The organism is Candidatus Neomarinimicrobiota bacterium (genome assembly GCA_018647265.1).
Taxonomy (GTDB): domain Bacteria; phylum Fidelibacterota; class Marinisomatia; order Marinisomatales; family TCS55; genus TCS55.
On the sequence record JABGTK010000021.1, the window covers coordinates 1 to 11852 of the forward strand.

16 protein-coding genes are annotated in these 11852 nt (G+C 37.6%); 3 read left to right on the forward strand and 13 right to left on the reverse strand.

Annotation, left to right across the window (positions count from 1 at the left end; genetic code table 11):
- The 3 genes from HN459_01530 to HN459_01540 form a co-directional block, all read right to left on the reverse strand.
- On the reverse strand, positions 1-290 hold a 290-nt coding region (locus HN459_01530), incomplete at its 3' end, for a molybdopterin-dependent oxidoreductase (protein ID MBT3478121.1).
- Positions 290-1855, reverse strand: coding sequence for a GMC family oxidoreductase (locus tag HN459_01535; GenBank protein ID MBT3478122.1), 1566 nt, complete (start codon positions 1853-1855; stop codon positions 290-292). The genes HN459_01530 and HN459_01535, both read right to left, overlap by 1 nt.
- Complete coding sequence (locus HN459_01540; GenBank protein MBT3478123.1) at positions 1852-3729, reverse strand: MBL fold metallo-hydrolase; 1878 nt, start codon at positions 3727-3729, stop codon at positions 1852-1854. Before HN459_01540 ends, HN459_01535 begins: the two co-directional genes overlap by 4 nt.
- 415 nt (positions 3730-4144) lie before the next feature.
- On the opposite strand from HN459_01540, the gene HN459_01545 reads away from it, so the two are divergent.
- The 3 genes from HN459_01545 (at position 4145) to HN459_01555 (ending at position 5587) form a co-directional block, all read left to right on the forward strand.
- The gene (locus HN459_01545; protein MBT3478124.1) at positions 4145-4531 is read left to right on the forward strand and encodes a hypothetical protein; all 387 of its coding nucleotides are present in this window, start codon (positions 4145-4147) and stop codon (positions 4529-4531) included.
- 245 nt (positions 4532-4776) lie between these two features.
- Positions 4777-5127, forward strand: coding sequence for a DUF1214 domain-containing protein (locus HN459_01550; GenBank protein ID MBT3478125.1), 351 nt, complete (start codon positions 4777-4779; stop codon positions 5125-5127).
- A 49-nt stretch (positions 5128-5176) separates the two neighbouring features.
- A complete protein-coding gene (locus HN459_01555; GenBank protein ID MBT3478126.1) occupies positions 5177-5587 on the forward strand; it encodes a DUF1254 domain-containing protein in 411 nt (136 codons plus the stop codon).
- A 46-nt stretch (positions 5588-5633) separates the two neighbouring features.
- Here the strand turns inward: HN459_01555 and HN459_01560 are convergent, their stop codons facing one another.
- The 10 genes from HN459_01560 to HN459_01605 all read right to left on the reverse strand — a co-directional run.
- Entirely contained in the window at positions 5634-6992 is a 1359-nt protein-coding gene (locus HN459_01560; GenBank protein MBT3478127.1) for an MATE family efflux transporter, read from the reverse strand.
- Between the two features lie 47 nt (positions 6993-7039).
- Positions 7040-7747: a hypothetical protein gene (locus HN459_01565; GenBank protein MBT3478128.1), complete on the reverse strand. Its 708-nt coding sequence runs from the start codon at positions 7745-7747 to the stop codon at positions 7040-7042.
- Positions 7748-7789: 42 nt separating this feature from the next.
- A complete protein-coding gene (locus HN459_01570) occupies positions 7790-8002 on the reverse strand; it encodes a zinc ribbon domain-containing protein (protein ID MBT3478129.1) in 213 nt (70 codons plus the stop codon).
- A 146-nt stretch (positions 8003-8148) separates the two neighbouring features.
- Positions 8149-8505, reverse strand: a complete 357-nt coding sequence (locus HN459_01575; protein MBT3478130.1) for a DUF302 domain-containing protein — start codon at positions 8503-8505, stop codon at positions 8149-8151.
- A gap of 26 nt (positions 8506-8531) precedes the next feature.
- A complete protein-coding gene (locus tag HN459_01580; protein MBT3478131.1) occupies positions 8532-8753 on the reverse strand; it encodes a hypothetical protein in 222 nt (73 codons plus the stop codon).
- Positions 8735-8980, reverse strand: coding sequence for a rhodanese-like domain-containing protein (locus tag HN459_01585; protein ID MBT3478132.1), 246 nt, complete (start codon positions 8978-8980; stop codon positions 8735-8737). Before HN459_01585 ends, HN459_01580 begins: the two co-directional genes overlap by 19 nt.
- 146 nt (positions 8981-9126) lie before the next feature.
- Positions 9127-9375 carry a hypothetical protein gene (locus HN459_01590; protein MBT3478133.1) on the reverse strand — a complete coding sequence of 83 codons (249 nt, stop codon included), beginning with the start codon at positions 9373-9375 and terminating at the stop codon, positions 9127-9129.
- Positions 9368-9970, reverse strand: coding sequence for a sigma-70 family RNA polymerase sigma factor (locus tag HN459_01595; protein ID MBT3478134.1), 603 nt, complete (start codon positions 9968-9970; stop codon positions 9368-9370). Before HN459_01595 ends, HN459_01590 begins: the two co-directional genes overlap by 8 nt.
- A 6-nt stretch (positions 9971-9976) precedes the next feature.
- A complete protein-coding gene (locus HN459_01600; GenBank protein MBT3478135.1) occupies positions 9977-10318 on the reverse strand; it encodes a thiol reductase thioredoxin in 342 nt (113 codons plus the stop codon).
- 61 nt (positions 10319-10379) lie between these two features.
- On the reverse strand, positions 10380-11852 hold a 1473-nt coding region (locus tag HN459_01605), incomplete at its 5' end, for an SLC13 family permease (protein MBT3478136.1).

An 11852-nucleotide genomic window follows, 5' to 3' on the forward strand; every position in this document is an offset into this window, starting at 1 on the left:
CCATATTTATCCTGGATACCAGCCAATTTTTCGGCCACCATATCGAATGCCTCCGCCCAGGAAACTTGCTCCCATCCTGAAGTTGTTTTTTTCATTGGAAATTTCAATCGATCCGGGTCCTCATGGAGGTCCTTATAAGCCAGCGCTTTTGGACAGATGTGCCCTCGGCTTAAAGGATCTTTTTCATCCCCGGTAATTGTTTTTATTTGGCCAATATCGGTTGTGATAACCAACCCGCACATGGCTTCACACAAGTTGCAGGTTCTATAATGTGTCTGAATATCCTTCATTATTTATGGGGAATTTTACTCATTGCGCGTTCAGTAATGGCAGTAATAGTTAAAGATGGATTTACACCGGGATTGGCAGAAATCATGGAGCCGTCGCAAACAAACATATTCTCATATCCGAAGATGCGGTTATTCTTATCGATAACACCCTCATTAATATTTTCACCCATACAAGCACCTCCAAGGATATGGGCTGTTGTAGGGATTCCGAATAGTGCTTCATTATTGGGCATCATAGCTTTGCCATTCACCTTTTTAGCATATTTTTCAATCAACTCATCTGCTTCATTAATGAAGGGCGTGGGCTTTTTTCCATCTTCAATTCCACTACGCATCCATGAACCAAAACGGCCTTTTTTTAATTGAAGTGTACTATCCAATGTCTGCATAAATAGCATCACCTGTGTTCGCTGAGCCCAATCATCGACAATCAAAACTTTTAAATTTTGAATAGGGTGCCGAATGAAATCCCAAATTATTTTCGTCAACCGGATTATTAAATTATTACCACTAACCCGGGGCAGCATAATCAGCCTCCAAATCCCCGAGCCTTTAGAATAGCGCACCGGTTCAACATGGGTATGATCCCCTGTATGGAGGATAGAACCGATTGCAATTCCTTTAGAATAATCAGTCGTTTTATCCAACGCCGTTACGGGCATTAGGGCCTCCGAATTGGTGCGCACCATGGAACCAACCTTTTGTGAAAGTTTTGGCAGGGATGACCTCATAAGTGACAAAAGCAATTTGACAGTCCCCAACACACCACCGGAAAAAACAACTCCTCCAGCTTTAACCGATCCCGATTTCTTAAACATCATTCCAGTGGAAGATTGCCATGAAACTGTATATCCCCGTTCTCCTTTTTCACCGAATGGTCTCACATCCGTCACCTTGGATTCAGCCTGGATTTTGGCACCATGTTGTTGGGCCAAATATAAATAATTCTTATCAAGTGTGTTTTTAGAGTCATAACGGCAGCCCACCATACAACCGCCACAATAGATACATCCTGTGCGGTCAGGGCCTTTCCCATCGAAGTAGGGATCTGGAACGGTTTCGCCCGGCTGGCCAAAATAAACAGATACATTGGTTGGATGAAATTGGTCTTCCTTCCCTAAATCCTTCGCTAATTCTTTTAGTGCTTGGTCGCCGGGTTCCATCCGGGGATTATGATTGGCACCTAACATTTTTAATGCCAATGTGTAATACTCTTTTAATTCGGTTTCCCAATCAGACAGTCTCCCCCAACTGCCGCTATTATAAAATGATTGTTTTGGGACCGGTAATGTATTGGCATAAACCAAAGAACCACCACCCACTCCCACACCGGCAAGGATACCCACGTGACGATAATAAGTCAGTTGAAAAAAACCGAATAAACGCAGGATGGGTGCCCACATCCATTTTCTTAAATTCCAGATAGTTTTGGGAAAGTCTGAGGCACGCCACCATTTCCCCTTTTCTATGACCAATACCTTATACCCCTTTTCTGAAAGTCGAAGGGCAGAAACAGAACCACCAAATCCGGAACCGATTATGATATAGTCATAATCAATACTCATGGTGTAACTAATTTAAATGTGCCTGTAGGATTGTCAAACAACCTAAAAAACTGTACTAAATCCATTATGCTCCCATCAACTTCTAAATCATCTGAAAATAGGGTTTCTTTGATACTCACCTGCTTCATAATCATTTGTAAAAATAATTCATGAGTAATCTTGAGTGTCGCATTCTCTCTTGAGGTTGGACTGTATTGGCGATGATGGAATACAGCATTTTCTATGGTGAGTGTATAGCTTTCATTGGTATCTGAAAAAATGACATTAACTATCAAATTTTTTCCTTCAGCTTTGGGACCATTTAATCTAACAGCCATTGAGTTGAAAAATTCAGAAACGGGTGTATGTTTAAATATTCCAGCCATATCAGCTATATCAATGCCATCCTCTATTGAACCATGACGTAACTCGTAAGCGCCAGAGAGATAATTATCCCTCCAAGGGCCAGCTTCAGCCTGATACCCAAGTTGATCATAACATTTTGCCAATAATTCACGGGCATTTTTATTACTAGGTTTGGCAAAAACCAAATGATTTAGCACTTCCACAGCCCATCTGTATTCTCCGTCATCATAGGATGCCTTTGCTTTAGTGATTAAGGACGACTCCCCTCCCATAAAATCTACATATCTTTTCGCAAGATCCACGGGCGGCAATGGATCTAAGTGGGCTGGGTTCCCATCATACCACCCAAAATAATATTGAAAAACAGCTTTTGCATTCTGTTTAATATTTCCATAATAACCCCGATTATAAAATTTAGATTCAAGAGATTTGGGGAGTTTAATGTTTTCAGCAATTTCATTTGGTGTGGCACCATTATTGGCCATTCGAATCGTCTGATCATGTATATATTTATACGTATCTCTTTGGTTTTTCATAAACTCAAATATTTGGGCATTTCCCCATTTGGGCCAATGGTGGCTCCCAAAATACACTTCCATATCTCCAAATAAATCCATGGCTTCATCTATATATTGACTCCATTTCAGTGCATCACGAACTTTTGCACCTCTCAAAGTATATATATTATGCATAGTATTAGATAAAACTTCTGCACCACAAAAAGCTTTTTTTTCTGGAAGATAAAATGTGAGTTCAGATGGTGCTTCCGAATCTAGTGCCAATTGAAATACAAATTCTACTCCATCAATAATCATCTGCTGACCTGTCTTCGAAATAAAATCGGTTGGCTCAAGGATACTAAACGTACCAAATGCAGGGTTTTTCCCTAGACCTGACCCAATATGTCCACGATCAGAACGAGGTAACAATTCACCAAACATATATAATGATCGTCGCCACATACTGATCCCAGTCATAATATTTTCACTTGTGGCTTCTCTAATAAACCCCAAAGGGGCAATTATTGGGATATCTAATTTTTCACCCAAAGCTGAAACCCCACCAAAATGATCAATATGACTATGGGTAAAAATGATTGCAGAAATAGGCTCCTCTCCTAAATGTGTTCTAAATAACTCTATTGCCTTTTCTGCCGTCTCTGTAGATGTTAAGGGATCAACTACTATCCAACCGTTTTTTCCCTCAATAATAGTCATATTGGACAGATCATATCCCCTTAATTGAAATACCCCATCTGTCACCTCAAATAAACCATGAATATTATTAAGCTTTTCCTGCCTCCACAAACTTGGATTTACACTATGAGGCGCTTCTCCCTTTATAAATTCATATGCTGGCAAATCCCACACCACACTTTGTGCATTTTTATGATGAATCTGCATTTTAGAACTCTTTGCAATAAATCCCTTATTTGCATCTAAAAAGCCCTGTTTATCTTCAAATGAAAGTTCCTTTAAAATGTTATTATTTACTTGAATTGTTTGAAACGATGGACTTGTAAAGCCCATCGTGCTTGAATCTTTTCTTTCCTCTTTGGCGCAAGAAACGAATAAAATAAGTGCTATAAAAAAGCAGATGAGTCTTTTATTTTTCCCTAATGAGGTTAATATTATCATAATAACAATTCAATAATCACATTTTTGCACAGCGAATTAAGAGCGATTTGGTTATGGCCTCCCATTGGCTTAAACCATAATGTCTTAAGCATATAAATAGAATCTTTATCATTCATTTTATTTTTACTCCTTTTGGCCTTCTATCATCAATAGTTTTAATAATATTGCTTTTTTAATTTTCCCCATTTGTTGCCTTAATGATTTAATTGTATTAGAATTTGCTATGCCAATTAAACAAATTAATCATGAAACACAAATAAATAATAGAGAGATTTAAAACACTCTTAATACGAAAGTGAACTAAAATATGAAAGTACCGCAATCATTAAGGAAATGGCTAGTATTTCATTTTTACGTGGATTATGCTTTTGCAATTCCATTTTTCTTTTTTCCAGAATATCTATCGTCGTTATTGGGTTATGAACCGCTCGACCCGTTAGCGGCACGGATGTCAGCTGCCGCATTATTTGGCATTGGCTATAGTTCCCTTATTGCAGCCAAATTTGATTTAGAAAAAATGCGACTAAAATTAAGGTGGGCTGTAATCTGGGCTGGATCTGCAACCATTGGATTATTTTGGGGTTCCTTTTCAGTAAACCATATATGGGGATGGATTTTTTGCATTGTTTTTCTCCTCTTCTTCATTTTGTGGTCAACTTATGCTATTAAACTAAAAGCATTTAAGACGAATTGACCTATTTAGTTAAAAGACGAACTTTTCTACCTATTCTATCGGGCATTATTATTGGGATTGCAACCTTTTACCCTTTCACCTATACCAATTCGGTTTCAATGGGAGTAATCGGTGGAATCAAGCGGAACCAATGGATAACTCATTTTGATTTATCAATGGAAAATCAAAATCCTTGGTTACGAAATTATATTGCATTCATTGGATTATAAGGTAGTATTCGTCCTGAAGTCATTTATCTTGAAACAATGATAGATGACGAAAAAGAAAAACTCTCAGGTGACAATGATTATATACTAAGTGGTTTCCCACCAAATTCTCCTTATTGGAGTTTTGTAATTTACGATTTTGATAACCGTAGAATAGAACCCTTTGAAGAAACCGTCGCCAATTCCTATCAGACACCAATCAAAAAAAATGGATCATATGAAATAACATTAACTAAGCATCCAGATAATTACCCTGGGAAGCAAGTCATCAACCATGCGGGTGCTAATTTTTCTATAATTATGCGTATTTACGGTCCAATCCTCAAATATTATACAGATAAAGAATCTATACCTGTGGGCAGTATTAAGAAGGTTAAATACAATGGGTAAATAGTTATATAAGCTATTCGGTGCAGCTATTTAAACTCATGGGTTTTTAATCTGGGTTGGGCTCGAGATTGTAGTTCGTAAACTTGATAGAGATTTAGAGGCTGCTAAAACGTACGTCGAGGAGTGTGGGGAACGATGGAAAAACGGTGTATTCTATATCAACCCATCTTGTCTTTCAAATAAATTCTTTGCTCATAAACCAAATCCTGATTTTTTATATTACCTTATTCCTTACGATTTAAGCAATGGGGATTTATATATTTCTACGCCAGTACCATCAGATGATCGATATTGGTTAATTCATGCACACAACAGAAACACTGATATAGATAACGACAAATTCGAATTGTTAATCACGAGGGATAAAAGTAAAACTGCCGATATTCCTATTGCCCTTGCTACCTCTAAAAAAGGTGTTATTTTAAATCAACTGGTGATGAAATATTTTTCTGAATATTAATCTTTAGATTTGTTCCGAAGAACCACTTTCAGAGAATAACGTTAAATTAACTCCTTTTCAAATCTTTGAATGCAATTTTTAACCAAATCAACGAGAGAGAAACAGCCACAACGGTTGATATGATCATGGCATACCAAACCCATTCGATAGGTTTGTTCATAACCATGGTAAAAAACAAAGCCAGGGGCGCGGTCAATCCCAAAACGCGGATGGAAGTAATAACCAACATGGGTAATCCTTTACCCAACCCCTGTAGGATTCGGCCAATGGTCATACCAATAGCGATCAATGGATAGACTAAACAAATATAACGAAGGTATGTTACCGCAATAGAATTGATTGAAATTTCATTTGTAAAACCATTAACAACCTGGGGTGCAAAAATATATAAAAGTGTCGAGAGGATTGTAGTAATGATCACCGAACGGGTAATGCCGTACTTTGCAATATATTTAATTTTGTCAAATTCTTTGGCGCCATAAAACATTCCCACCAAAGTTGTCAATGCTGATGCAATTGCCATTATGGGTAAAAAGATCAACATATCCAGCCGGCCGCCAACTTGGTATGCCGCCACAGCGTCAGTTGAAAAATGCACCAAGATTCGGTTAAACACTAATTGACCAAATGCCATAATAATCATGGACATGGATGCGGGAAATCCAACCCGAATGATATCTCTAATAATAAACATGGAAGGTGAGAAATCTCTCATTCTGAAGCGGACATAAGCGTGTTCTTTTACAAAAAGCATATAGACAAAAATGCAGAATACAATCGCTTGGCTGATGGCAGAAGCCATGGCAGCGCCGCCCACACCAAATCCAAGGGTGAAAATAAATATGGGGTCTAAAATGATGTTTAAAATTGTCCCCAATCCCGCCACCATCATGGGAAGTTTCATATCTCCTTCTCCCGAAAGAATTGATCGGAAAAAAGTGGAAAATATCATGAAGGGAAGCCCAAACAGGCTGATTTTCAAATAGTCCCAGCTTAAAGGTAAAACCGCTTCTGTGGCTCCTAATCGCTGTAATAAGTCCGGACCGTAGATCAACCCCAATGTGGTTAAGATTATGCTGATAATTAATCCCAATGCAACCGCATGCTCGGCTGTATTATCGGCTGAAACTTTATCTCTTGCACCGATGAATCTTGCTATGGATGCTGTTACACCGCTTCCAACGCCAAAAGATAATCCGAGAACAAGGAAAAATAAGGGCATATTAAAGGCCACTGCGGCGATGGCATCACCACCTAAACGGCCGATGAATATCATATCCACGATTGTATATAAAGTATGAATTCCCATTCCCGCCATGATAGGAATTGCCAAGGTCCATAACCCTTTAGAAGGATTTTCTAAGAAGGATTCTAGACGTGAACCATTGTTTTCTGTGCCATTCATAGGCGCGGAATTTAGAGGAGTTTTATATGTTAAAAATTAATTTATATTTAATATTTCGGGACCGACAGAATCCAATTATCGGATATTAATAGATCATCGATGTGACCTGACAAGTTTTCAGCCTCATACCAAATATGCATATGAGAAAAACGGGAATGATGGGTGAAAATCGTTTGATGCTCCTCTGAATAAAATCCTAATATTTTCCCCTCAATATTTGAATCTTTCCTTTTCCAAGATTTTGCCAAATGATCATCATGGCTGCCATCCTTATCTTGAGGAGATATAATATGCCATTCCAATTGATTGAACTTCCCTTCTATAATAAAGGGAAATGGTTTTTCTGTATTAATACCAGCTTTTTCAGCTTCATGTTTAATTAAAGCATCTATCGAATTATAATTTGATCCAGAATCAACAGAAATACTCTTCCATGATTTCACTGTTGTACTTACCAAAAGTAATGCTTTAGTCTCATTTTTAGCCATGGTTTGATAGGTGGGAGATTCTCCGGCCTTTGCCCTGTTAATTAGGAGATGGCTATCTATAATTAATATTTCGCCATCTAGGTTTTCCATGGAACCAAGTCCATATATATGATCCTCACTCAAAACCTCGGTTAAAGCAATGACACCATCCCTTGCACCACCATGCATAATTTCTGATAAAGCACCATAAATTTGAATATCATTTTGTGTTTTATTAGAACAAGAAACCAATAATATTACTGTAATGAATAAAAATATCTTTTTCATGAATTTCCCTTTTAATTTCTGCAAACTACAGAATTAGTTCGCTCATCCAAACCCAGATCCAACAGGCGGACCACATCCTGAAGTAGAACGGGATGCAGTATATAAAGATCCAACTGAAACTGCCGGGGCCGATAATTGTTTTTTGGATTCAAACATACCGCATTCTGGGCATTTTATTTCTGAATTATGAATCTCACTGGAAAAGACCAACTCTTCAAAAAGATTACCACAGGATCCACATTTAAAATCGAACATTGGCATAAATTATTTTCTCTCTTTTTCAACATCCTCAACCTGAGGATATGGATTATGTCAGGTGGGGACCCCTGCTTTGGGCAAAACAATCCGGGTGATAAACAACCATAATCCAATAATTACGGCAAAATTAAATATTTCCCCAATCATATGGCATCTATTGCTGCGCGAAGGGAGTTATTTACTTGTGCGGATAATTCTTCTAAGTCATCACGCCCTGTGACCGATAACATTTTTTTTGCATCAATTGCAGAAACAGTTACAGTATCGTCATCATTACCCCAGATAACGACATTACATGGTAACAATAGTCCAATCTCCAGTTCTTCCGACAAAGCCTGAAAGGCAATGTTTGGATTGCAAGCACCTAAAATTTTATATGGTTTAAAATCTATATTTAGTTTTTTCTTAAATGTAGATTTTACATCAATTTCTGTGAGTATACCAAATCCCTGAGATTGCAATGTTGCTCTCACTTTTTCTTCTGCTGCATCCATCCCCATCTTAAGATTGCGTTCATATCCGTATTTCATGATTTTTCCTTTTTGTTTTTTACAGGCCAAAAAATGATCAGACCCATAATTGTTCCATATACCATACTATTAGCCGGATTAGATGTGATTGGACAAGTGCCTGTATTACATCCGATAAAGTAATAATAGGCGTATCCTAAGCTACTCCCAAGAACGACTCCTAATGATAACCGTAAAATAGTTTTCGAAAATATTCGGCTTATTTTATCGAATTCCATTTGATCATACCTCCAATCATATTTAAAGCATTATACCCATTATTATTCAAAAATTTTGTTGCCTGACCAGATCTATTCCCAGAACGACAAACCATGATAATTTCCTTTGATTTATATTTTTCCAATTCAAGAATTCTATTAGATAATTCATTCAAAGGAATAAGGATTGATCCTTCAATATGGCCTAAATTTCCAAAATATTCACCTTCAGTCCTTACATCTACCATGATTGGAGTTTTTGTAGTAATGCGCTCTTTTAAAGATTCAACTGATATAAAAGCATTGTCGCCTTTACCTAATAAAGGCGAAATTGATTTCCATTTATTAGCGGTGAGCAGCGTGATAAAAATAATACCAATTATTAATCCGTATTTCAAGCTTGAGTCCTCTTTATTCTCAGTGTTTTAAATAACCGTTCAGATACATCATCCGGGACCGTTTGCTCAGATTCATTAACGCGGTAAATTTTTACAATTTGCTTTACACTATCCACATAAATTTTGCAATCTGGACAATTTTTCATATGTTCAACTACATCTATGATTATTTCTTCATCAATATCTTTACCAAATTGATCGTATAATTCCTGCAAGAATTGTTCATTATGTTGATGGTCACTCATATTCGCGCCTTTCTACACATTTTAATTTTTTGGCTAACTGATCTCTTAAAAAAAGCCGCGCACGCATGAGTCTTACTTTTACGTTTGATTCAGTTATCTTTAATAATTTTGCTGTTTCTTTGGTGGATAATCCTTCCAAATCTCTTAAAACAAAAACAAATTGATAATCTTCTGAAAGAGTTTGAAGTGCTTTTTTCAGGCATTCATTAAATGATTCAGGATCCAATTCATTTTCAGGGTGATCTGGCCAATTCCTAATCTCATATCCTTTAAGCGACTCAAAGCCGGGATCGTGAATGGATATATCCCGATCGATATAATCCTTTACACGCAACTTACCCAAAGCCACATTCGTACCGATACGATACAACCATGTTCCAATTGAAGCATTCCCTTTAAATGAATGAATCTTATCCATAAAAACCAAGAAAGTTTCCTGAAGAACATCCTCTGCATCTTCCTGATTTTGCATAAGGCGCAATGCCAAATTGTAAACTTTTGATGAATGATTTTCCACTAATGCTGCTATGGCCCATTGTTCCCCCGCTTTCGCCTTTTTGACCAAATGGGCTTCATTATAAGTAAGATTAGTCAAACTTTTTTAAGTTGCTAATTCTGCTGCTAAATGATATTCAATTTTTTCCTTAATCATTTGCTTCGGAACTGCACCCACAACACGATCAACTTCTTTACCTTCTCTTAAGAAAAGGATTGCAGGAATACCGGTTACACCAAGTTCTTGAGATTTGATATTTTCATCTGCATTCAATTTACCAATCGTCGCCTTTCCTGCAAAATCATCAGCTAATTCATCGATAATGGGTCCTACAATTCTGCAGGGACCACACCATGGTGCCCATACATCAGCAATAACCAATCCATTGGTATTTCCCACTTCTATTTCCCAGTTTTGATCCGTAAAAGTTTTGACATTTTCTAACATTTCATACTCCGTGTTTTAAAGGTTAGATGTAAAAAATATCTATGCGTTACAGTATTTTTTTTTAAAACGGCCAAAGAATGGGAATAAAAACTATTGCCAGTACAAACATGATTACGGCCAATGGTAAACCCACTTTGATATAATCAGAAAATTTATATCCACCGGGACCGTAAACCATAAGGTTGGTTTGATATCCCACCGGTGTCACGAAAGAAGCGGAAGCGGCAAAACAGACTGCAAAAATAAATGGGCGGGAATCAACGCCCAATTGGGATGTTACAGCCAATACCACTGGTGTCATGATAATTGCCGTGGCTGCATTTGAGGATAATTCCGTCAATACCATGGTGATAAAATAGACCACCGCCAATAATACATAAGGCTGCCATTCAATGGCGCTGGAAAGAACAATTTTTGAAATGGACGATCCAATCCATTCGGCCGTTCCTGTGGATTGAATCACTATCCCTAAGGGAATGAGCGCCGCAATTAAAATAATAACCTGCATGTTGATGGATTGATAAACTTCGTGCGGTTTTAAAACCCGGAAGACCAATAATACAACCGTACCGATTAGGGCACCCTTCAGGATGGGCATAATGCCTAAAGTGGCCAAGAGGACTGCCATCCCAAGGGCCAAAATACTCATCCACCAAAAGCGTACTTTTCTCAAGTTTTCATGAACTTCCCCCAATAATATAAATTCACCTTTTTCCGCAAGTTCATCCAAATTTTTTCGCGTTCCGTAGATCAATAAAGTATCATAATTGTTTAAAATTACGTGGGCTATTTTCTTTCGAATAATGGCACCTTCTCTGCGAATGGCTAATATAAAAGCACCAAATCGCTGACGGAAATTAGAGGTCATTAATGATTGTCCGATTAAATCGGATTTATCCGTAATCATACATTCCATTAATATATTATCTTTTTGTTCCAGCTCTTTTTGGGTCAATTTTTCATCAGTAAGTAAGGTGACTTTTTCAACCTCTTTCATCCTTAAAAAACTATCTACCGTACCTTTTACAAACAGAACATCGCCTTCTTTTAAAATACGAGCGCCCACATTTTGTGAAAGGAGATATCCATCCCTTTGTATATCCAAAACCATCACATCGTAATTCTGGTTCACTTGCCGATCTTTACATGATGAGCCCACCAAAGGAGAGTCAGCAACAATCTTCATTTCTGTTAAATATCCTGCTAAATGATAGCTTTGTGTCAAGCTGGAAGTGACGGTACGAGATGGAAGCAATTTTGGTGCAATCCATATAATATATACCAATCCCACCGCCATGATGATTAACCCATATTTAGCGAATTCAAACATCCCCAAGGATTCACCGCCACTGTTGGCCATATAAATTGAGTTTACTAATAAATTTGTAGATGTACCCACCAATGTTAGGGTACCACCGAGAATGGCGGCATAACTTAAAGGAATCAACAATTTGGATGGACTCATACGATATTGATGGGCCAACCGAATTGTGACGGGCATAAAGATGGCAACAATAGCCGTATTGTTCACAAG

Bases quoted from the DNA above. Each gene is read 5' to 3' on its own strand.
- HN459_01535 (MBT3478122.1), bottom strand. From the start codon at position 1,855: ATGAGTATTGATTATGACTATATCATAATCGGTTCCGGATTTGGTGGT.
- HN459_01540 (MBT3478123.1), bottom strand. From the start codon at position 3,729: ATGGGCTTTACAAGTCCATCGTTTCAAACAATTCAAGTAAATAATAAC.
- HN459_01545 (MBT3478124.1), top strand. From the start codon at position 4,145: ATGAAAGTACCGCAATCATTAAGGAAATGGCTAGTATTTCATTTTTAC.
- HN459_01550 (MBT3478125.1), top strand. From the start codon at position 4,777: ATGATAGATGACGAAAAAGAAAAACTCTCAGGTGACAATGATTATATA.
- HN459_01560 (MBT3478127.1), bottom strand. From the start codon at position 6,992: ATGAATGGCACAGAAAACAATGGTTCACGTCTAGAATCCTTCTTAGAA.
- HN459_01565 (MBT3478128.1), bottom strand. From the start codon at position 7,747: ATGAAAAAGATATTTTTATTCATTACAGTAATATTATTGGTTTCTTGT.
- HN459_01570 (MBT3478129.1), bottom strand. From the start codon at position 8,002: ATGTTCGATTTTAAATGTGGATCCTGTGGTAATCTTTTTGAAGAGTTG.
- HN459_01575 (MBT3478130.1), bottom strand. From the start codon at position 8,505: ATGGGGATGGATGCAGCAGAAGAAAAAGTGAGAGCAACATTGCAATCT.
- HN459_01580 (MBT3478131.1), bottom strand. From the start codon at position 8,753: ATGGAATTCGATAAAATAAGCCGAATATTTTCGAAAACTATTTTACGG.
- HN459_01585 (MBT3478132.1), bottom strand. From the start codon at position 8,980: ATGGTAGATGTAAGGACTGAAGGTGAATATTTTGGAAATTTAGGCCAT.
- HN459_01590 (MBT3478133.1), bottom strand. From the start codon at position 9,375: ATGAGTGACCATCAACATAATGAACAATTCTTGCAGGAATTATACGAT.
- HN459_01600 (MBT3478135.1), bottom strand. From the start codon at position 10,318: ATGTTAGAAAATGTCAAAACTTTTACGGATCAAAACTGGGAAATAGAA.